General features: G+C 71.4%; 21 protein-coding genes. 10 read left to right on the top strand and 11 right to left on the bottom strand.

Annotated features, from left to right (window positions below):
• Window positions 1–31: 31 nt before the first annotated feature.
• A complete protein-coding gene (locus EFJ44_RS09745) occupies window positions 32–418 on the top strand; it encodes a hypothetical protein (protein WP_125257029.1) in 387 nt (128 codons plus the stop codon).
• A complete protein-coding gene (locus EFJ44_RS09740) occupies window positions 415–1,086 on the top strand; it encodes a CDP-alcohol phosphatidyltransferase family protein (RefSeq protein WP_125257028.1) in 672 nt (223 codons plus the stop codon). Before EFJ44_RS09745 ends, EFJ44_RS09740 begins: the two co-directional genes overlap by 4 nt.
• On the opposite strand, the gene EFJ44_RS09735 is transcribed toward EFJ44_RS09740, so the two are convergent.
• On the bottom strand, window positions 1,069–2,499 hold the full coding sequence (locus tag EFJ44_RS09735; protein ID WP_125257027.1) for a pseudouridine synthase: 1,431 nt from the start codon (window positions 2,497–2,499) through the stop codon (window positions 1,069–1,071). The genes EFJ44_RS09740 and EFJ44_RS09735 overlap by 18 nt on opposite strands.
• A 12-nt stretch (window positions 2,500–2,511) precedes the next feature.
• Between EFJ44_RS09735 and EFJ44_RS09730 the strand changes: the two genes are divergently transcribed.
• Window positions 2,512–2,958: a nucleoside deaminase gene (locus EFJ44_RS09730; RefSeq protein WP_125257453.1), complete on the top strand. Its 447-nt coding sequence runs from the start codon at window positions 2,512–2,514 to the stop codon at window positions 2,956–2,958.
• A 36-nt stretch (window positions 2,959–2,994) separates the two neighbouring features.
• Window positions 2,995–3,402 (top strand): MliC family protein, encoded by a 408-nt coding sequence (locus tag EFJ44_RS09725; protein ID WP_125257026.1) that lies wholly within the window; start codon window positions 2,995–2,997, stop codon window positions 3,400–3,402.
• Here the strand turns inward: EFJ44_RS09725 and aroB are convergent.
• Both aroB and EFJ44_RS09715 read right to left on the bottom strand, forming a co-directional pair.
• Window positions 3,399–4,499, bottom strand: coding sequence for a 3-dehydroquinate synthase (aroB, locus tag EFJ44_RS09720; RefSeq protein ID WP_125257025.1), 1,101 nt, complete (start codon window positions 4,497–4,499; stop codon window positions 3,399–3,401). The two genes, EFJ44_RS09725 and aroB, sit on opposite strands and share 4 nt — an antisense overlap.
• The gene (locus EFJ44_RS09715) at window positions 4,496–5,059 is read right to left on the bottom strand and encodes a shikimate kinase (protein ID WP_125257024.1); all 564 of its coding nucleotides are present in this window, start codon (window positions 5,057–5,059) and stop codon (window positions 4,496–4,498) included. Before EFJ44_RS09715 ends, aroB begins: the two co-directional genes overlap by 4 nt.
• A gap of 21 nt (window positions 5,060–5,080) precedes the next feature.
• On the opposite strand from EFJ44_RS09715, the gene EFJ44_RS09710 reads away from it, so the two are divergent.
• The 4 genes from EFJ44_RS09710 to EFJ44_RS09695 all read left to right on the top strand — a co-directional run bounded on the left by EFJ44_RS09710 (window position 5,081) and on the right by EFJ44_RS09695 (window position 8,129).
• The gene (locus EFJ44_RS09710; protein WP_125257023.1) at window positions 5,081–5,983 is read left to right on the top strand and encodes a tyrosine recombinase; all 903 of its coding nucleotides are present in this window, start codon (window positions 5,081–5,083) and stop codon (window positions 5,981–5,983) included.
• 83 nt (window positions 5,984–6,066) lie between these two features.
• A complete protein-coding gene (locus tag EFJ44_RS09705; protein ID WP_125257022.1) occupies window positions 6,067–7,023 on the top strand; it encodes an acetyl-CoA carboxylase carboxyltransferase subunit alpha in 957 nt (318 codons plus the stop codon).
• A 91-nt stretch (window positions 7,024–7,114) separates the two neighbouring features.
• Window positions 7,115–7,660, top strand: coding sequence for a response regulator (locus EFJ44_RS09700; protein WP_125257021.1), 546 nt, complete (start codon window positions 7,115–7,117; stop codon window positions 7,658–7,660).
• 1 nt (window position 7,661) lies between these two features.
• The gene (locus EFJ44_RS09695; protein WP_125257020.1) at window positions 7,662–8,129 is read left to right on the top strand and encodes a chemotaxis protein CheE; all 468 of its coding nucleotides are present in this window, start codon (window positions 7,662–7,664) and stop codon (window positions 8,127–8,129) included.
• On the opposite strand, the gene EFJ44_RS09690 is transcribed toward EFJ44_RS09695, so the two are convergent.
• The 7 genes from EFJ44_RS09690 to EFJ44_RS09660 form a co-directional block, all read right to left on the bottom strand.
• On the bottom strand, window positions 8,126–10,018 hold the full coding sequence (locus EFJ44_RS09690) for an ABCB family ABC transporter ATP-binding protein/permease (RefSeq protein WP_125257452.1): 1,893 nt from the start codon (window positions 10,016–10,018) through the stop codon (window positions 8,126–8,128). The genes EFJ44_RS09695 and EFJ44_RS09690 overlap by 4 nt on opposite strands.
• Window positions 10,019–10,063: 45 nt before the next feature.
• Window positions 10,064–11,080 (bottom strand): beta-eliminating lyase-related protein, encoded by a 1,017-nt coding sequence (locus tag EFJ44_RS09685; protein WP_125257019.1) that lies wholly within the window; start codon window positions 11,078–11,080, stop codon window positions 10,064–10,066.
• 2 nt (window positions 11,081–11,082) lie between these two features.
• Complete coding sequence (locus EFJ44_RS09680) at window positions 11,083–12,072, bottom strand: mechanosensitive ion channel family protein (protein WP_125257018.1); 990 nt, start codon at window positions 12,070–12,072, stop codon at window positions 11,083–11,085.
• Between the two features lie 43 nt (window positions 12,073–12,115).
• Complete coding sequence (locus tag EFJ44_RS09675; RefSeq protein WP_125257017.1) at window positions 12,116–12,634, bottom strand: hypothetical protein; 519 nt, start codon at window positions 12,632–12,634, stop codon at window positions 12,116–12,118.
• 31 nt (window positions 12,635–12,665) lie between these two features.
• Entirely contained in the window at window positions 12,666–14,318 is a 1,653-nt protein-coding gene (locus EFJ44_RS09670) for a cisplatin damage response ATP-dependent DNA ligase (RefSeq protein WP_125257016.1), read from the bottom strand.
• A 41-nt stretch (window positions 14,319–14,359) separates the two neighbouring features.
• Window positions 14,360–16,168 carry a response regulator gene (locus EFJ44_RS09665; RefSeq protein ID WP_125257015.1) on the bottom strand — a complete coding sequence of 603 codons (1,809 nt, stop codon included), beginning with the start codon at window positions 16,166–16,168 and terminating at the stop codon, window positions 14,360–14,362.
• Between the two features lie 73 nt (window positions 16,169–16,241).
• Window positions 16,242–16,547 (bottom strand): BolA family protein, encoded by a 306-nt coding sequence (locus EFJ44_RS09660; protein WP_125257014.1) that lies wholly within the window; start codon window positions 16,545–16,547, stop codon window positions 16,242–16,244.
• Between the two features lie 44 nt (window positions 16,548–16,591).
• Here EFJ44_RS09660 and EFJ44_RS09655 point away from each other — a divergent pair, with 44 nt between their 5' ends.
• Window positions 16,592–17,260, top strand: coding sequence for a J domain-containing protein (locus EFJ44_RS09655; RefSeq protein WP_125257013.1), 669 nt, complete (start codon window positions 16,592–16,594; stop codon window positions 17,258–17,260).
• On the opposite strand, the gene EFJ44_RS09650 is transcribed toward EFJ44_RS09655, so the two are convergent.
• On the bottom strand, window positions 17,217–18,077 hold the full coding sequence (locus tag EFJ44_RS09650) for an NAD(P)H-hydrate dehydratase (protein ID WP_241209745.1): 861 nt from the start codon (window positions 18,075–18,077) through the stop codon (window positions 17,217–17,219). The genes EFJ44_RS09655 and EFJ44_RS09650 overlap by 44 nt on opposite strands.
• Window positions 18,078–18,192: 115 nt before the next feature.
• On the opposite strand from EFJ44_RS09650, the gene EFJ44_RS09645 reads away from it, so the two are divergent.
• Window positions 18,193–18,531 carry a P-II family nitrogen regulator gene (locus tag EFJ44_RS09645; protein ID WP_125257011.1) on the top strand — a complete coding sequence of 113 codons (339 nt, stop codon included), beginning with the start codon at window positions 18,193–18,195 and terminating at the stop codon, window positions 18,529–18,531.
• Window positions 18,532–18,602: the final 71 nt, after the last annotated feature.

Raw genomic sequence — 18,602 nt, 5'->3', positions numbered from 1 at the left:
GACTGCTCCCGGAATCAGGCCCGGACCCATTATGGCGCAGCCGCCCGCCCCGACGACCCCTATTCGCTCGACCGTGGCCCATGTCGCCTTCGCCGTGGTGGCCATGGGCGGCTGGGCGGCCTTCGCCAATCGCGATCACGGGGCCGCGGCGATGGCGACGGCCTTCGTCGCGCAAGGCGCCCTGTCGGGACTGATCACCCTGCTGATCAAGCGCTGGCTGGAATGGGCCCACGCCCGCCTGACCGGCCCTGGCGCCCGGCTGGTGCCGCCGGTGGCCAGCTGCCTCACCGTCGCGGGCCTGCTGACCGGCGTCCACATGGCCGTCGGGACGCCGGAGGTCCTGGCCACCATCGCCGTTCCCTGGACCGTCTCCACGGTCTACGCCTTCGCCTACGCCCTCAGCCTGGAGCGGAAATGACCGACAGCCGACGCCCCCTGAAGTCGCGCGGGACCGGCTGGGCGCGCGCCGCCGCCGCCGTTCTGGCCCGCATGGGCGTTGCGCCCGACCTGATCTCGGCCTCCAGCCTGCTGTTCGCCGCCGTCGGCTTCGCCGCCTTCTGGCAGTCGGCGGACGCCGCGGGCGCCGCCCGCGCCGGCTGGCTGCTGCTGGCGGGACTCACCATCCAGCTGCGCCTGCTGGCCAACCTGCTGGACGGCATGGTGGCGGTCGAGCACGGCCGCGGCGGCGCCCTGGGCCCCATCTGGAACGAGCTGCCCGACCGCGTCGCCGACGCCCTGTTCCTGATCGGCGCGGGCTATGCCTTGCGGCACTACGATCCCGCGTTCGGCCCGGTCCTCGGATGGAGCGCCGCCGTGCTGGCGGTGCTCACGGCCTACGTCCGCGAACTGGGCCACGCCCTCACCGGCGTCGTCGACTTCGCAGGGCCGGGGGCCAAGCCGCACCGCATGGCCGCGCTGACGGCCGGCTGCGTCCTGTCGGCGATCGGCGCGGTCGCCCTGCCCGACTGGGACCGCGGCGTCCTGTGGCTGGCGCTGGCGGTCGTCGTCCTGCTGACGGCCGTCACCGTCCTGCGACGCGCCGCCCGCCTGGCCGCCCGTCTGAAAGGTTCAGCGCCCTCCGCGTGATCCACCGCCCGGACGTGGCTTGCCGCCGCCCGGCCCCGCCCGTCCCGGCCCGCCGCGCGGCGCGGCGCCGGCGCCGGCGCCCGAACGCGGCTTGAAGTCCTTCCGGGGGCCCGGCCGCCCGGCCGGTTTTCCGTCCCGCGCCCAGGTCTCCGACTTGGGCCCGATCACCTTGTCCTCGCGCGGTTTGAAGGGGCGCTTCGGACGCTCGCCGGTCGCGCCTTCGGCCGCCTCGGGGCGGGCGCGGGGTTTGAAGTCGCGCTTCGGATGCTCAAACTTCGGCGCGGCCCTGGCCCAGCCCTGCTTCTTCGGCGGCCTGGAGCGACGCTCCACCGCCTCGGTCTGCGCCGCCTCGGCCGCGCGCACGCGGCTGGGCTTGCGCGAGGGATCCGACATGGCCGAGCCCGACTTGCCCTTGACGATCGGAACCGCGCTGCGGCGGCCCGGGATCGGCGCCGGCGTCTCGACCGTGTTCCCCGTCGGCAGATTCTCCGGCCGGATGTGTTCGGCCAGCAGTTCGCGGATCACCCTCGGCCCCACCTCCTCGACGGACCCCACGGGCAAGGTCCCGAGCTGGAACGGCCCGTACGCCAGGCGGATCAGCCGGTTCACGGTCAGGCCCAGGCTCTCCAGGACCTTGCGGACCTCGCGGTTCTTGCCCTCGGTGATCGCCACGCTGATCCAGAGGTTGGCCGGCCCCTTGCCGTCGCCCTCGGCCTTCTCCTTCGCCTTGTCCAGCGTCGCCTCGATCGGGCCATAGCGGACGCCGTCCACCGTCACGCCGTCCTTCAGTCCGTCCAGCTGCGTCTGCGTCACGCGCCCGCGCGCCCGTGCCCGGTACTGGCGCACGAGCTCGGTCGACGGCAGCTCCAGCGCCCGGCTCAGCTCGCCGTCGTTGGTCAGCAGCAGCAGGCCCTCGGTGTTGAGGTCCAGACGCCCGACCGAGATCACGCGCGGCAGGCCGTTGGGCAGGGCGTCGAACACCGTCGGCCGCCCCTGCGGATCGTTGTGGCTGGTCACCAGGCCGGCGGGCTTGTGATAGCGCCAGACCCGGGTGGCCTGGGCCGAGCCGATCGGCTTGCCGTCGACCGTGATGACGTCGTCGCGGGTCACCAGCACGGCGGGCGTGTCCAGGATCTTGCCGTTCACGGCCACCTTGCCGAGGCCGATCAGGCGCTCGACCTCGCGGCGGCTGGCGATGCCCGCGCGCGCCATGGCCTTGGCGATGCGCTCGCTGCGCTTCGGGGCCTCCTCGGGCCTGGCGGCGCCCGGCTTGCCGGGGTGCGCCTCACGCCCTGGCGCGCCCGGCTTGCTGCCGGGCCTGCCCGCGCGGGGCGGGCCCTTGCGGTCGTCGAACTTGCCGCCGGCTTGACGCGGGCGGGGCTTCTTGTCGTTGTCGTCGGTATGGCGGACCATGATGAGCGGTTCATGCGCATGGCGCTGGACCTCGCGCAAGCGGCGGCGAACGCAGGTGAGGTCCCCGTGGGCGCCGTCGTCGTCGACGAAGCGACCGGACAGGTCGTCGGGACGGGCGCCAACGCTCCCGTCTCAAGCCAGGACCCGACGGCCCACGCCGAGGTCGTCGCGATGCGCGCCGCCGCCGCCGCGACCGGCAACTACCGCCTCACCGGCCTGACCCTGTATGTGACGCTGGAGCCCTGCGCCATGTGCGCCGGAGCGATGTCGCACGCCCGCATCGGACGCGTCGTCTGGGCCGCCGACGACCCGAAGGGCGGCGCCGTCGTCCATGGGCCGAGGCTGTTCGACCAGCCGACGCTCCACTGGCGCCCCCTGTCCGAGCGCGGCCCCCTCGCCGACGAGTCCGCGCTCGCCTTGCGGACGTTCTTCCGTGCACGGCGCGGAACGCCGGTCTGACATGGCGCGTTCGGCGTCCAGCCGAGGGGAAGCCGCATGCGCCTGACGACGTCCGTGATCCTGATCGCCGCCCTTGCCGCCCTCGGCGGCTGTGGCGAGCCCACGCCCGTCACCGACGACGCCGAGGCCGTCCGCGAGCGCGCGCTGGACGCCCAGACGGCGCGCCGCCGCACCGGCGCCGAGATACAGGAGCGCGCTCTGCACCGCGTGGTCCGGGCCGTGTACCTCTGCGATAACGGCGAGCGTCTGTCGGTCGATTTCGACAACGCCCGCGAGATGGCCACGGTGCGCACCTCGATGGGAGAGGCCATCGACCTGTTCATGGAGCGGGCGCCCGAGGGGCTCTGGTATCGCGCCAGCGGCCACGAGCTGCGCGGCCGCGGCCAGTTCGCCACCTGGGCGTCCGAAGACGCCGAGCCGACGGACTGCCGCGCCGTCGACTAGGCGGCGCCCTCGGTCCGCAGAAGACGCGCCACCGGCTCCGGGTCGACGTCCTTCGCCACGAACGCGCGCCCGACGCCTCGCGCCAGGATCAGCGTCAGCCGGCCGGCTTCGGCCTTCTTGTCGCCTGCCATCCGTCGGAGCAGCGCGCCCGCGGAGAGCCCCTCCGGAAGTCGCGTCGGCAGGCCCGCCGCCGCGAATGCGGCGTCGACGCGGCGCGCCTCCGCGTCGTCGCACAGACCCTCCGCGGCCGAGAACCGGAACGCCAGGCAGCACCCCAGCGCAACGGCCTCGCCGTGCGTCATCACCGCGTCGTCGAAGCCCAACTCGGCCTCCACGGCGTGGCCGAAGGTGTGACCCAGGTTCAGCAGGGCCCGCGCGCCGGCCTCCTTCTCGTCCTGCCCGACGACGTCCGCCTTGATCTCCACCGACCGCGCCACGACGCGGGCCAGCGCGGCGCGGTCTCCGCCGGCCCCCGCCGCGTCCGGTCCCGTCAGGGAGTCGAAATAGGCCGGGTCGCAGATCAGGCCGTGCTTCAGCGCCTCGGCCCAGCCCGAACGCAGCTGCCGCGGCGGCAGGGTCGCCAGCGCGTCCATGTCCGCCAGGACCAGCCGCGGCTGGTGGAAGGCCCCGACCAGATTCTTCCCCTGCGGCAGGTCGATCGCCGTCTTGCCGCCGACCGACGAGTCCACCTGCGCCAGCAGCGTGGTCGGAAGCTGGATCAGGGCCACCCCCCGCATCCACAGCGCCGCCGCCAGCCCGGCCAGATCGCCGGTCACGCCGCCGCCGAGCGCGATGACCGCGCCCTTTCGATCCACGCCCGCGTCCGCCAGCGCGGACAGCACCGTGCGCAACCCGTCGAAGCTCTTGCTGGCCTCGCCGGGGGGCACGCGAATGCCGGCGTGGCGGACGTCGGCGGCCGTCAGACCGGCCCGCAGCCGGTTTCCATGCAGAGCGTCCACGGTCGCATCCGCCACGACGAAGACGCTGTGAAAGCCCAGCTCCGCGACGCGCCGTCCCGCGTGGGCGATCAGGCCGTCGCCGATCACGACGTCGTAGCCGGCGAAGCCCCGCCCCTCGACCCGGACCGTGCGCGTCATCTTTCGTCCTTTCGCGCCGACCAGGCCTTCAGCCCGGCCACGACCGCCTCGACCGCCTGGGCGTGCGATCCGGCGCCGACGTCCACCGTGAGGTCGGCCTGGGCGTAGATCGGATAGCGCGCCTCCGCCAGAGCCGCCAACGTCGTCTTCGGATCCTTGCCCCTCAGCAGCGGCCGGGTGTCCCGTCGCGCCACCCGCGTCGCGATCACGTCCAGGTCGGCCCTCAGCCACACCGTGACGGCCCGCGCCTTCAGCAAGGCGCGCGTGTCCGCGTTCAGCATCGCGCCGCCGCCCGTGGCCAGCACCTTGGGCGCCCCGTCCAAGAGCCGACGGATGACCCGCGCCTCCCCCGCCCGGAACTCCGGCTCGCCCAGGCGGGCGAAGATGTCGGACACCGTCATGGCCGCCGCGGCTTCGATCTCGGCGTCCGCGTCCACGAACTCCCGCGCCAGCCGTTTTGCCAGTCGCCGGCCCACCGTCGATTTGCCCACGCCCATCAGGCCGACCAGGGCTATGGTGCGGTCTATCGACGGAATCGCGGGGTCTGCGGGCTTCGACATGGAACCCTCGTCCATAACACCATGACGCCCCAGATCGAGGCCTTCCTGGAGATGATGGCGGTGGAGCGGGACGCCTCGCCCCACACCCTGTCGGCCTACGCCCGCGACCTCGCCGACGCCGAGGCGGGGGCCGGAGGCCTGATGACGGCCACGCGGGAGCAGGTCGAGGCCTGGTACGCAGGTCTCGCCGCCCGGGGCCTGTCGCCCGCGACCCAGTCGCGACGCCGCTCCGCGGTGCGCCAGTTCTGTCGCTTCGCCCTGTCCGAAGGCTGGCGCGCGGACGATCCGTCGGCGCGGCTGGACGCCCCGAGGCGCGGCCGCCCCCTGCCCCGCGTCCTGTCCCGTGACGAGGTGGCGCGCCTGCTTGCGGCCGTCGAACGCCGCGACGGCGCGTCCGCCCTGCGCCTCAGGGCCCTGATCGAGCTGGCCTACGCCTCGGGCATGCGCGTGTCGGAACTGCTGGCCCTGCGGGTCGAGGCCGTGCGGCGAGACCCCACCCACCTGATCGTGCGCGGCAAGGGCGGGAAGGAGCGGCTGGCTCCGCTGAACGCCTCGGCCCGCGCCGCCGTGGCCGCCTGGCTGGCCGCCCGCGACGCGGCGCATGAGCCGGAGGCGCCGGAATCGCCCTGGCTGTTCCCCTCGTCCTCCGCCCGCTCGGGCCGCCTGACGCCGCGCCGCTTCGCCCAGCTGCTGGATCAGGCGGCGATCGAGGCCGGCATCGACGCAGCGCGCGTCAGTCCGCACGTTCTGCGCCACGCCTTCGCCACCCATCTGCTGGAAGGCGGCGCAGACCTCCGCGTCGTCCAGACCCTGCTGGGCCACGCCGACGTCGGCACGACCCAGATCTACACCCACGTCACCCAGGACGCGCTCGCCGAAACCGTCCGCACCCGCCACCCGTTGGGACGGAGGGGCCGAGCTTGACCCGGCTTGCCCCGCACGACCGACCTGACTAGTTTCCGCCGCCTTTCGCAGGGGCTTGCACGCCCCGTCGCCCGGATCTCCCGATGGCCGCCCACTACCTCGACTTCGAAAAGCCGATCGCCGACCTGGAGGCCAAGATCGAGGAGCTGTCGCTCCTCTCCGCCTCCGCCTCGGCCGGTTCCTTCGATTCGGAGATCGAGGGCCTGCGCAAGAAGGCGGACCAGTTGCGCCGGAAGACCTACGCCTCTCTCGACCCGTGGATGAAGACCCAGGTCGCGCGCCACCCGAACCGGCCCCACTTCGTCGACTACGTCGCCGGCCTGTTCGAGGACTTCGTGGAGTTGCGCGGCGACCGTCAATTCGGGGACGACCAGGCGATTCTCGGCGGTCTGGCCCGGTTCAACGGCGATCCGGTCGTCGTCATGGGCCAGGAGAAGGGCCACGACACGGCCACCCGCCTGACCCATAATTTCGGCATGGCCCGGCCCGAGGGCTATCGCAAGGCCGCCCGGCTGATGGACCTCGCCGACCGCTTCGGCCTGCCGGTCATCAGCTTCGTCGACACCGCCGGCGCCTATCCGGGCCTGGGCGCCGAAGAGCGCGGCCAGGCCGAGGCCATCGCCCGCTCGACCGAGCGCGGCCTCACGCTCGGCGTGCCTTCCATCGCCGTCATCACCGGCGAAGGCGGTTCGGGCGGCGCCATCGCCATCGCCGCGGCCAGCCGCGTCCTCATGCTCGAGCACTCGATCTATTCGGTCATCTCGCCGGAAGGCGCCGCCGGGATCCTTTGGCGCGACGGCGCGCGAGCGAAGGACGCCGCCATGGCCATGAAGATCACCGCGCCCGACCTGATCGGACTGAAGATCGTGGACCGGGTCATCGACGAGCCGGTCGGCGGCGCTCACACCGACCGGGATCGGGCGATCGCGAACGTCGGCGAGGTCCTGGCCGAAGAGCTGGCGGCCCTGTCCGGCCTCACGCCGGAAGCCGTGCGTCGCGGCCGCGCCGAACGCTTCTACGCCATAGGTCGTCTGGGTTGAGCGAACGCGATTAACCGTTCGCTCATGAGTCGTGCCTCACTCCTCGAGGAAACCGGTTACATCGCGTACCGGCGTTCAGTGGGGCTTGAGTATGGATGGACTGCGCGACACCGCCGTCGTGAACCTGTCCAGCGCGGCGACCATGGTCGTCGACGACTCCAACTTCTCGCTCCAGCTGACGACGGCCTGCCTGCTCGGCTTCGGAATCCGCACCCGGCACGCGATCACCCGTCCGACCGACGCGGTCGAGATTCTCAACGAGACGCCGATCGACCTGCTGGTGGTCGACTGCGACATGCCGGACATGGACGGCTATGAGCTGGTCCGCTGGCTGCGTCGCACGAAGAACCAGCCCAACGCCTTCGTCCCCGTGATCATGACGGCCGCGCACGTCCGGCGTTCCCGCGTGCTGGACGCCCGCGACTGCGGCGCCAACTTCATCATCACCAAGCCCTTCAGCGCGAAGAACCTGCTGGAACGCATCGTCTGGGTGGCCAGGGACGAGCGGCCCTTCCTGGAAGTCGGCGACTACTTCGGGCCCGACCGTCGGTTCCGCGACGAACCACCCGACGTCGAGCGGCGCTCCGACCGCCTCCGTCTGGCCCAGCTCGAAGCCGAACGCGCGGAGAAGGCCTAGCATGGCCGTCATCACCCACGCCCGCCGCAAGTCGCGTCTCGGCTCCATGATCGACGCCGCCGGCGGAATCAGCGTCCTGCGGGCGCTCGCGGCGGCCAACGCCAACCTTGAGGCGCTGAAGCCGCCGAGCCTCGCCGAGGTCGCCCGGCAGGCCGAGCTGCTGGCGGAGATCGTGCCGCCGGAGACCTCTGCCGGAGCGGATGAGGACGACGCGCTGAACCGTCTCTACATCGCCTGCACCATGATGATCGACGCCGCGGGCCCCTTCGATCTCGACGACGTCTGCGAAGTCGCGCGCGGCCTGTGCGATCTGATCGACGCCGCCTCTCCGGAGCATCCGTTCGACTGGCGCGTGCCCAAGGTCTATTCGACCTCCCTGGGCATGATGCTGAAGCTGGACCGGGAAGCCCCGGCACGGGCCGCGGTCAAGGCGCATCTGGATCGGCTGATCGCCTCCAAAATGGCCTAGGCCTCGCCTGCGGTCCGGGTCCGCGCGCCCCGCGTCTGCTTGCGCCACAGGGCCGCATACTCGCCGCCGACGCGCGCCACCAGCTCGTGGTGGGCGCCGCGCTCGACCACCCGCCCGGCCTTCAGCACCAGGATCTGGTCCGCGTCGGCCACCGTCGACAGCCGGTGCGCCACGACCAGCGTGGTCCGCCCCGCCCGCGCCTTGCGCAGCGTCTTCTGGATGGCCGCCTCGGTCCGGCTGTCCAGTGCGCTGGTGGCCTCGTCCAGGATCAGGATGCAGGGGTCGGCCAGCAGGGCCCGGGCGATGCCGACGCGCTGACGCTCCCCGCCCGACAGCTTCAGTCCCCGCTCGCCCACCTTGGTGTCCATGCCGTTCGGCAGGGCGCGGATGAAGTCCGCAAGCTCCGCCGCCTCCGCGGCCTCCCAGATCGCCGCCTCGTCCGCGTCCGGACGGGCGAAGGCGATGTTGGCCCGGATGCTGTCGTTGAACAGCGCCACGTCCTGCGGCACCAGGGCGACCGCCCGGCGCAGGCTTTCCTGCGTCACCTCGCGGGCGTCCTGCCCGTCGATCAGCACCCGTCCGACCTGCGGATCCAGCAGGCGCAGGGCGAGTTTGACGATCGTGGACTTTCCGGAACCCGACGGCCCGACGAGGGCGGTCGTGGTGCCCGGCGCGGCGGTGAAGTCGACGTCTTCCAGCCCGTTCGCCCGCGCGTCGTGGCGGTAGCCCACGCCTTCGAAGGCCAGCGACGCCCCCCGCGCGTCGGCGGGACGCGGCAGGTGGCGGGCGTCGGCCGCGTCGGCCACCTGCGGCGTCTGACGCGTCACCTTCAGCATCTCCTCCATGTCAATGAAAGACTGACGGATTTCCCGATAGGCGAAGCCAAGGATGTTCAGCGGCTGGTACAGGCTGATCAGGATCAGCACGGCCGCCGTCACGTCGCCCGGCCCCATCCGACCGGCCGCAGCCTCGAACCCCGCCATGACCGCCATGACGCCCAGACCGACGTTCATGATCGCGGCCTGGATCAGGTTCAGCGCCGCCAGCGACCCATTGGCCTTCAGCGCGGCCGAGACGTAGGTCTCCAGCGCCCGATCATAGCTCTCGGCCGCGCGCCGTTCGGCCCCGAACGACTTGACCGTCTCGTAGTTCAGCAGGGCGTCCACCGAGAGGCCGGCGGCCTCGGTGTCGGCGGCGTTCATCGCCCGCCGGTGTTCCAGCCGCCAGTTGGCCATGCCGAAGGTGACCACGGCGTAGATCGCGACCACCGCGATCGCCAGCGCCCCGAACCGCCAGTCGTACAGCCCGCCCAGGACGGCCGCGGCCAGCACCAGCTCCACCACCGTCGGCCCCAGGTTGAAGGCGATGATCCTCAGCAGGAAGTCCACGGCCCGCGATCCCCGGTCCATGGTCCGCGACAGGGCGCCGGACCGCTTGGTCTGGTGGAAGTCCAGCGACAGGTTCAGGGCGTGCGCGAAGGTCTCCGCGGCCGTCTTGCGCTGGGCGGCGGCCCGCACCGGGGCGAACACCACGTCCGACAACTGCGGCGTCGCCGAAGACAGGAACCGGATCAGCGCCCAGCCGATCGCCAGCGCCATGAAGGACAGCCCGACCGTCGCGCCCGTCGACTGGCCCTCCGCCAGCCGGTTCACCGCCGCGCCCAGCGCCAGCGGCGCCAGCACCCCCAACCCCTTGCCCGCCAGCGTCAGGCCGAGCGCGCCCGCGACGCGGGCGTGCAGTTGCGGCGCGCCCGACCGTCCCACCACGCCCGCCAGATCCCTCAGCGCCGTCCAGGCGCCGATGGGCTTGTCTTCCGGATTGATCGGCTCCGCGCCCAGCGCCTTGACCGCAGGGTCGGCGCGACGGCGGCCGGAGCGCTCGCCGCGCATCGCCATGGAGTTCATATGGCCCGCGTCGCGCCGCGCGCAAAGCGTTTAGGCCAGCCGGGTCATCGCCTCGACGATCTCGTCCACCGCCTCGGGGGTCGTCGCCCAGGAGCAGACCAGCCGCACGGAGCCGTCGTCGAATCTGTGGCAGGCCCAGCCGGCGGCGTTCAGCCGCGCATGCGCCTCGGCCGGCATCCGGACGAAGACGGCGTTCGCGTCCACGGGATGGGCGAGGACATAGGGGGTCCCGCCCTCGACTCCCTCCGCCAGCCGCGCGGCCATGGCGTTGGCGTGCGTCGCGTGCCGCTCCCATGCCCCGGTCTCCAGCAGGCCGAGGAAGGGGGCGCTCAGGAACCGCCCCTTCGACGCCATCTGGCCCGCCTGCTTCAGGCGGTTGTCGACCCGCCGCGCCAGCGACCGGTCGAACATCACCAGCGCCTCGGTGCACAGGCCGCCCGCCTTGGCTCCGCCCATGACCAGGACGTCGACGCCCATGCGTCCGATGGCGGTCAGGTCGAATCCCGCCGCCGCCGCATTGGCCAGCCGCGCCCCGTCCAGGTGCACGCCCAGGCCCTTGGCCTTCGCGGGGGCGACCAGTTCCGCGAGCTCCTTTTCGGCATAAACCGCGCCGTACTCGGTCGCCTGCGTCAGCGACAGCGCCGCCGCCGGCTGACGATGCCCCATGTCCGGTTCGGCCAGGGCGGCCTCGAGGGCGAGCGGGTCGATCTTGCCGGAATGTCCGGGCAGGCCGATCAGCCCCACGCCCTGGCCGAAGAACCCCGGCGCGCCCGTCTCGTCGGTGCACACGTGGGCCGCGTGGTGCGCCAGCACCGCCTCGAAGGGGAAGGCCAGCATCGACAGGGAGATGGCGTTGGCCGCCGTGCCGCTGAACACGAACCGGACCTCCACGTCGGCGTCCAGCTTCCGGCGGATCAGGTCGGCCGCCAGCGCCGCCGGATCGTCGCCGCCATAGGCGCGCGCGAAGCCGTCGTTGTGCCGGGCCAGCGCTTCCAGCGCCTCGGGCGCCATGCCGGCCACGTTGTCGGAGGCGAAATCGAAACGCATGGTCACGCCTTCCTCAGGTGCGGCAGTTTCGGGCCGCGCTTCGCGCGCGGCTTCGGCGGGGGCCCCGGCTCCGGCGGCTGCGGGAAGGGCGTCTGCGGATCCGGGCCGGCGGGCGGCGGGGCGTAGTCCATCTGGACCTGGTGCGGGAAAGGGATCTCGACGCCCGCCGCGTCCAGCGCCACCTTGACCTGCTCGTACAGCTCCGACTGCGTGTGCCACCAGTCCTCGGACTTCACCCAGGCGTGCAGCGATATCTGCACCGAACTGTCCAGCAGCCCGGTCACGCCCGCCCACGGCGCCGGGTCGGGCAGCACCCTTTCGTGCGCCGCCGCCGTCGTCGCGATCACGTGCCGCGCCTGCTTCAGGTTCGAGCCGTAGCCGACCGTGAAGTGGATCTCGATCCGGCGGGTCCCCTGCCCCGACAGGTTGACGATGACGTCCCCCAGCACCTTGCCGTTGGGCACGACGATCTTGTGATTGTTGGCGTTCGAGATCTGGGTGACGAACAGGTCCAGTCGCTGGACCGATCCCGACGCTCCGCCCACCTCGATCACGTCCCCGACGCGGTAGGGTCGGAGGATCAGCAGGACGACGCCCGCCGCGACGTTGGCCAGCGTCCCCTGCAGCGCCAGACCCACCGCCAGCGAGGCCGCGCCCAGCACGGCGATGATCGAGGTCGTCTGCACGCCGAGGCGCTGCAGGATGGCGATGAATCCGATCAGGTAGACGCCGACGCGCACGACCTGGGCGATGAAGCTGACCACCGTCGGATCGTGCTTGAGGCCGCGCACCCGACCCGCCGCGCGACGCACGGCGCGACCGGCCCACTTTCCGGCCCCCACCGTCACAGCGAGGATCAGCACGGCGACCAGCAGGTTGACCGCGAAGTCGCCCGCCATGTCGGTCAGCTTGGCGACCATGGCCGCATCGACGGCGGTCGCGCGTTCTCCGGCCGCGACGGCGCCGGTCACCAGTTCGGGAAGGGAAGCCATGGCCTAGGGTCTAGCGCCTCGGGCCGGCAATGGAACCCCGGGATCAGTAGAAGACGGCCTGACGCTCGCCCGAAACCATCACGCGCGGCGGAGCCTCGGCCCCTTGCGGCATCGGTCGCCGTTCCGGCGGCGCCGAGCGCATCACGCGCCTCTCGGCCTGCTCGCGGGAGTCGAAGCCGAAGCCCATGGCGTCGCCGCCCGACCGCTCGGGCGGCGCAGGTCGCACCGGGATGGGTTCCACCGTCGGCGCATGCGCGACCTGCTGCGGCGGCTCCTGATCGTCCACGTCCCACCAACCCTCGTCGAACTCGACCCACTCGATCGGTTCGGGACGCGGCGCAGGGCGGTGAACGTACCCGTCGGTCAGCTCGCCGACCTCCATGGTTTCGCCCGGATCGATCTTCGGAGCAGGCGGCGTGAACAGCGCGATCTTCAGCGCCTCGCCCTTCGCTTCCGCCGACCCGGACGGCGTCAGCACCGCCGCTCCCGCGGCCAGGCCCAGGGCGATCACGCCCACGCCCGCCGCGACCGCCAACCGTCGATGTGAGATCGAAAGTTCCATGTCCGACGTAATGCCGACGGACGATTCGGGTTCACGGCGCAGCTGCCGCCAATCTTCCGCCTTCGCGCTCCAGCGCCGTCAGTAGGGCCAGAACGTCGCCCAGGGTGTCCGCCTCCGCAGGCGGCTTGTCCCAACGGATGCGGCTGACCCTCGGAAAGCGCATGGCGACGCCCGACCGGTGTCGGCTCGACCGCTGCAGACCCTCGAAGGCGATCTCCAGCACCAGGCCGTGCTCGCGGCTCGCCTTCACCGACCGCACCGGCCCGAACCGCTCCACCGTGTTGTCGCGCACGAACTTGTCGAGCTGCTTCAGTTCCTCGTCGGTGAAGCCGAAGTAGGCCTTGCCGACGGGCGCCAGCGTTCCTTCCTCGGTCCAGACCCCGAAGGTGTAGTCGGAGTAGAAGCTGGACCGCTTGCCAGAGCCCCGCTGGGCATACATCAGCACTGCGTCGATCACGTGCGGATCGCGCTTCCACTTGAACCACGGCCCCTTTGGCCGACCGGCGACGTAGGCGCTGTCCCGGCGTTTCAACATCAGGCCCTCGGCCGAGGCGCCCACCGGCGGGTCGGCCCTCAGCGCCGTCAGGTGCGCCACGTCGGCGAAGACCACGTCCGGCGACAGGATCATCCGGTCTGACCCGACGCGATCCACCAGCCGCGCCAACCTCGCCCGTCGCTCGACCAGCGGCAGGGGCCGCAGATCCTCGCCAGCCTCGGCCAGCAGATCATAGGCGATCAACGCCGCCGGATGGCTGGCGACCAGCTTCGGATCGACCGTTTTCCGGTTAAGCCGCTGCTGCAGATCCCCGAACGGCGCCACCAGACCATCTCGCAGCACGACCAGTTCACCGTCGACGGCGCCGTCGAACTCCAGCGCCGCCATCAAATCCGGAAACGCCCGCGAGATCTCGTCGCCGGTGCGGGACCACAGGCGCGCCACCCCGGCCTCGCGCACCGCCTGCACGCGGATGCCGTCCCACTTCCACTCCGCGACCCAGTCCTCGGGCGTGACGCGCGGCAGGTCGACGGCCTCGTCCAGGGCGACCGAGAGCATCACGGGGCGGAACCGGCCCGGCGCGTCCGCCGCCGGCCGCTCGGACCGGCCCTCCAGCCAGGCGAACAGGTCGCCGTAGGGCGCCTCGAGGCCTTGCCACAACTCCTCGACGTCCGAGGCGTCGATGCCGCGCGGGTCGTCGTCGGGCGCCGAGCGCGCCGCCGCCGTCTTGGCCAGGCGCGCCGACATCCCGACGCGCAGGGCGCCGGTCATGAGCTTCAGCAGCGCCCAGCGGCCCTTGGGCGCCAGATCGTCCATCCACCGCTCGATCAGGGCCGGAACCTCCGCGCGGCCCGCCGTCTTCAGGGTCTCGACGACCTCGGAAAGCTGCGGCTCGCGATTCGCCCGCCGCGTCGGATCGGCCGGCCAGATCAGCGCCACCGTCTCGGCCAGATCACCGACGTAGTCGTAGGACCAGCGGAACAGCAGCGCATCCACGCGCCGCTCCACTGCGGCGCGGATCATCGCCGGCTTGGCCGCGTCGAAGCTCAGATCCCCAGTGATGGCCGCCAGCGCCCAGCCGCGATCCGGATCCGGCGTGGCCCGCAGATAGTCGCGGAGCAACGTCAGCTTCGCATTGCGCGACGCCGTCAGCGAAAGTCGGTCCAGAAGCTCGGCGAAGGCCCGCATGCCCTCGATCTAGGGACGAGGTCGCTGCGGCGCGACCCCCGTCAGGCGGCTGCCATGGTCGGTCGCACCAACTCGTCCATGGCGCGCACGCCCGGGCGCCCCTGTCCCACGGCGCCCATGACCCGCGCCAGGGCGGCGAAGTCGATCGGCTTGTTCAGGTAGGCGTCGGCTCCCGCCTCGATGCCCGCCTCGTGGTCTTCGATGCGCGCCGAGGCCGACAGCACCACGATCGGCGTCTCGGCGTTGGCCCCTCCGCCGGCGCGGATCGCGCGGGTCGCGCTCAGCCCGTCCATCACGGGCATGTTCACGTCCATGATGATCAGGTCGAAGGCCTGATCCTGCGTCATGTCGACCGCGATCTGGCCGTTCTCGGCGCTGGCCGAGGCATGTCCGGCCGAGCTCATCCAGGCTTCCAGGATCATGCGGTTCACCGGATGGTCCTCGACCACCAGCACGTTCAGGCTGCCGCCGGCCTCCTCGTCCGCCTCGACCGTCTGGGCCGGGGCCGCAGCTTCCCATTCCACCACGTCGGCCTCGACGGTGAAGGTGAAGGTCGATCCCTCGCCCAGTTTCGACTTCAGGGCGATGTCGCCGTCCATGATGTTGGCGAGGCGGCGGGAAATCGTCAGACCCAGCCCCGTTCCGCCGAACCGGCGGGTCGAGGAGGCGTCCACCTGGGTGAAGGGCTGGAACAGCCGCTGCACGTCGGCCTCGGCGATGCCGGCGCCGCTGTCGCGGACCTCGAAGTCGAACTTCACCCGGGCGTCGGAGACGCGGGTGGACCGCACCACGTAGCTGACCTTGCCCACGTCGGTGAATTTCACGGCGTTGGACAGCAGGTTGTGGATCACCTGACAGACGCGCAGCGGATCGCCGCGCACGACTGCCGGGGTCTCGCCTTCGAAGCGCGCCTCGAAGTCCAGCCCCTTGGCTTCGGCCTGGGCCTGGAACGGGCCCACCACCCGACGGTGCAGATCCTCGACCGAGACGTCGACGACGTCGAACGTCATCTTGCCGGCCTCGATCTTGGTCATGTCCAGAATGTCGTTCAGCAGGCTCAGCAGATTGTCGCCCGACGTCCGGATGATCGACAGATACTCACGCTGCGTCGGCTCCAGCCGCGTCGCGCTCAGCAACTGGGCCGCGCCCAGCACGCCGTTCATCGGCGTCCGCAGCTCGTGCGAGATCACGCCCAGGAAGTTCGACTTGGCGTCATTGGCCGCGTTGGCCTTGTCGCGCGCGGCCTCAAGCTCCTCGATCAGGTGCGCCTGATGGGCCTGGAAGGCGCGGATGCGCTCCTCGCGCAGCATGGTCATGGTGACCAGGACGAACAGGCCCGCGGCTGCGAACGGGATCGAGGCAAGGAACGGGATGAAGCCCTCGGTGCCCCACAGGCTCCCCGCGATGATCAGGGCCACCAGTCCATACGGGGACGAAATCACCATCGCCTGCCGCGGCGACGCGCGCAGCTGGGAGAAGACCAGCACATAGCCGGACACCAGCAGCATCATCGCCATGGACTGGCCGAACATCGCGCCGGAGAACCACGCCAGCAGCGGCGCCACCGCCCAGACCGCGGTCGTCGCCGTGGCCACGGCCGGGAAGATCATGCCCCAGCCCGTGCCGACGCGCTGGCTGATGCGGCGTTCGAACTCGCCGCGCACCGCGCCCGCGCCGATGGTGGCCGCGAACCATGCGCCGGCCAGCAGGGGATCCAGGATCGAGAACAGGCCCAGAGCCCAGGCCCCGATGATCAGATAGCGCAGGTACTGGGTCTGCAGGATCGCCCGAAGCGCCGCGGCGGCCTCGCCCGGAGCCTGCGTTTCGCCGTGTGCGTCCGATTCGACCAAAACGCCGGCCCCCTGCCTTACCCTCACCGCGGCGGAGGCTATTGTTGAAGGTTCTAAGACGAGGTGAACGCCGCTACGGCAGATCCCCGGCTTCCGCCGGAGTCAGGGCCCGGATCGACAGGGCATGCACGGGGCCCGCCATCTCGCTCGCCAAAAGCGCGTTGACCGCCCTCTGCCGCGCCAGACGGCCCTGCCCCTCGAAGGCCGACGCCACCACCAGCAGGTTGAAATGGCTCTCGCCGCCCGGCTGCGCGTCCATGCCGCCCTCATGGTGGTGGCCGGCGTGGCGCCAGCTGTCGTCCTCGATCTCCAGCCGCTCGGGCGTCAGGGCCGCCGTCAGCTTCCGACGAATTTCCGTGGCGATGGGGCCTTCCGGCATGGCGCTTCCTTGATGCGGACCAATTCGACCCTACACTTCGGTCCATGCCCGCCGCGTTTCAATACAGGCCCCGCTTCACCGACATCCGGGTGAAGCCGCCAAAGCCCGAGGAAGAGGCCGCGGCCGCCGACGTCCTGCACCTGAAGCCGGGTGAAAAGCCGTGCCAGTGGCCCGACTGCCGCCGCGCCGCCACGGCCCGCGCGCCGAAGTCGCGCGAGCGGCTGAACGACTTCTATGACTTCTGTCAGGGGCACGCCGCCGAATACAACAAGGGCTGGAACTTCTACGCCGGCATGAGCGAGGGCGAGATCCGCGCGGCGCAGGAGAACGAGGCCATGACGGGCGGCCGCCCGACCTGGGAGATGAAGGCCGGCCCCAAGAGCCGCGAGGCCGCCGCCTTCGCCGCCAAATTCGGCACGTCGAACGGCGACGGCGGCGGCTCCTGGCGCGACGCCTTCGGCCTGTTCGGCCGCAAGGTGAACCCGCAGACCGGCCCGGCGGCCGAGGACCGACGCATCGGAAAGCTGGAACGCACCGCCCTAGCCGACCTCGATCTGGAGCCCGGCGCCGACAAGAAGGCCGTGAAGGCCCAGTATCATCTGCTGCTGAAGCGCTTCCACCCCGACACCAATGGCGGCGACCGCGGCGCGGAGGCCCGCCTTCAACGCGTCATAAAGGCCTGGAAGACGCTGAAGAAGGCCGGTCTGGCCTGATCCCGTAGAGATCCCCCAGCACTTCCGGGATCAACTCAGGCAGGTCCTCGGCGATCAACCCCGGCCCATGCAGCGCCGCCGCCCGGGCGTGCATCCACGCCGCACAGCAGGCCGCCTCGAAACTGGGCATCCGCTGGGCCAGCAGTCCCCCGATCAGGCCCGCCAGGACGTCGCCGGACCCCGCCGTCGCCAGCCATGCCGGGGCCGGCGGATTGATGGCCAGCCGTCCGTCCGGCGCGGCGATCAGGGTTTCGCGTCCCTTCAGCAGCACGATGGCGTTCGCCCGCCGCGCCGCCGCCGCGGCGGCCGTCCCGCGGCCCTCCGCCAGCAGGCCGGGAAACACCCGTTCGAACTCGCCCTCGTGCGGCGTCAGCACGTCGTCCCTGTCCAGATGGGCGAACAGCGTCTCCGATCGCCCTTCGAAAACGGTCAGCGCGTCCGCGTCCACCACCAGCGCCGCGCCGCTTTCCGCCAGCACGTCCAGCGCCTCGACGGTGCCCTCGTCCACGCCCGTCGCCGGGCCGATCACCGCCGCGTCCAGCGGTTCCGCCAGCCGTCGCAGCGCCGAAGGCCCGTCGAACGGATCGACCATCACCGCCTCCAGCGACGCGGCCAGCACGCCGGTCGCCGACGGCGGGCAGAGCACGCGCACCAGCCCCGCCCCGACCCTCAGACCCGCGCGCGCCGCCAGTCGCGCCGCCCCGGTCCGGTGCGCCGGCCCTGACACCACGCCCAGCCGCCCGCGCGAGTGCTTGTGCGCGTCCTCCGCCGGCCACGGGAACTGCGCGTCCCACAGGGCGGGTCCGTTCACTTCCATTCCGAAATTCCGATCACGGATGGGAACAGGAGCCAAAAGTCGCTTGCCATATGCTGCAATGCACTGTCCCATGCGCGCCCGACGCGTGGGCGCTTTTCGCCGCCTCGGGGACACCATGAAGAAGATCGAAGCGATCATCAAACCCTTCAAGCTCGACGAGGTGAAGGAGGCCCTTCAGGACGTCGGCGTCCAGGGCATGACCGTGCTCGAGGCGAAGGGATACGGCCGTCAAAAGGGCCATTCCGAGCTCTATCGCGGCGCCGAATACGTCATCGACTTCCTGCCCAAGATCAAGATAGAGGTGGTCGTGCCCGACGACATGGCCCAGGCCGTGATTGACGCGATCATCGCCGCGGCGAAGACCGGCAAGATCGGCGACGGCAAGATCTTCGTGTCGGACGTGTCCGACGTCATCCGCATCCGAACCGGCGAGACGGGTCCCCAGGCCGTCTGATCACCTCCCGTCGCGGCCGCCCCCGGGCGGCCGTTTCCTTTCCTCCTCCCCCAAGAAACGGACATCGAGAG

Source organism: Brevundimonas fluminis (assembly GCF_003934285.1).
In the GTDB taxonomy this organism is placed as follows: Bacteria; Pseudomonadota; Alphaproteobacteria; order Caulobacterales; family Caulobacteraceae; genus Brevundimonas; species Brevundimonas fluminis.
The sequence above is the reverse complement of the archived record's forward strand: the minus strand, read 5'-3'. Positions and strand labels throughout refer to the sequence as shown.

What these genes read in the sequence shown, in the direction of transcription:
- EFJ44_RS09745 (WP_125257029.1), top strand. Translation starts at nt 32, where the DNA reads ATGGCGCAGCCGCCCGCCCCGACGACCCCTATTCGCTCGACCGTGGCC.
- EFJ44_RS09740 (WP_125257028.1), top strand. Translation starts at nt 415, where the DNA reads ATGACCGACAGCCGACGCCCCCTGAAGTCGCGCGGGACCGGCTGGGCG.
- EFJ44_RS09735 (WP_125257027.1), bottom strand. Translation starts at nt 2,499, where the DNA reads ATGGTCCGCCATACCGACGACAACGACAAGAAGCCCCGCCCGCGTCAA.
- EFJ44_RS09730 (WP_125257453.1), top strand. Translation starts at nt 2,512, where the DNA reads ATGCGCATGGCGCTGGACCTCGCGCAAGCGGCGGCGAACGCAGGTGAG.
- EFJ44_RS09725 (WP_125257026.1), top strand. Translation starts at nt 2,995, where the DNA reads ATGCGCCTGACGACGTCCGTGATCCTGATCGCCGCCCTTGCCGCCCTC.
- aroB (WP_125257025.1), bottom strand. Translation starts at nt 4,499, where the DNA reads ATGACGCGCACGGTCCGGGTCGAGGGGCGGGGCTTCGCCGGCTACGAC.
- EFJ44_RS09715 (WP_125257024.1), bottom strand. Translation starts at nt 5,059, where the DNA reads ATGTCGAAGCCCGCAGACCCCGCGATTCCGTCGATAGACCGCACCATA.
- EFJ44_RS09710 (WP_125257023.1), top strand. Translation starts at nt 5,081, where the DNA reads ATGACGCCCCAGATCGAGGCCTTCCTGGAGATGATGGCGGTGGAGCGG.
- EFJ44_RS09705 (WP_125257022.1), top strand. Translation starts at nt 6,067, where the DNA reads ATGGCCGCCCACTACCTCGACTTCGAAAAGCCGATCGCCGACCTGGAG.
- EFJ44_RS09700 (WP_125257021.1), top strand. Translation starts at nt 7,115, where the DNA reads ATGGATGGACTGCGCGACACCGCCGTCGTGAACCTGTCCAGCGCGGCG.
- EFJ44_RS09695 (WP_125257020.1), top strand. Translation starts at nt 7,662, where the DNA reads ATGGCCGTCATCACCCACGCCCGCCGCAAGTCGCGTCTCGGCTCCATG.
- EFJ44_RS09690 (WP_125257452.1), bottom strand. Translation starts at nt 10,018, where the DNA reads ATGCGCGGCGAGCGCTCCGGCCGCCGTCGCGCCGACCCTGCGGTCAAG.
- EFJ44_RS09685 (WP_125257019.1), bottom strand. Translation starts at nt 11,080, where the DNA reads ATGCGTTTCGATTTCGCCTCCGACAACGTGGCCGGCATGGCGCCCGAG.
- EFJ44_RS09680 (WP_125257018.1), bottom strand. Translation starts at nt 12,072, where the DNA reads ATGGCTTCCCTTCCCGAACTGGTGACCGGCGCCGTCGCGGCCGGAGAA.
- EFJ44_RS09675 (WP_125257017.1), bottom strand. Translation starts at nt 12,634, where the DNA reads ATGGAACTTTCGATCTCACATCGACGGTTGGCGGTCGCGGCGGGCGTG.
- EFJ44_RS09670 (WP_125257016.1), bottom strand. Translation starts at nt 14,318, where the DNA reads ATGCGGGCCTTCGCCGAGCTTCTGGACCGACTTTCGCTGACGGCGTCG.
- EFJ44_RS09660 (WP_125257014.1), bottom strand. Translation starts at nt 16,547, where the DNA reads ATGCCGGAAGGCCCCATCGCCACGGAAATTCGTCGGAAGCTGACGGCG.
- EFJ44_RS09655 (WP_125257013.1), top strand. Translation starts at nt 16,592, where the DNA reads ATGCCCGCCGCGTTTCAATACAGGCCCCGCTTCACCGACATCCGGGTG.
- EFJ44_RS09650 (WP_241209745.1), bottom strand. Translation starts at nt 18,077, where the DNA reads ATGGAAGTGAACGGACCCGCCCTGTGGGACGCGCAGTTCCCGTGGCCG.
- EFJ44_RS09645 (WP_125257011.1), top strand. Translation starts at nt 18,193, where the DNA reads ATGAAGAAGATCGAAGCGATCATCAAACCCTTCAAGCTCGACGAGGTG.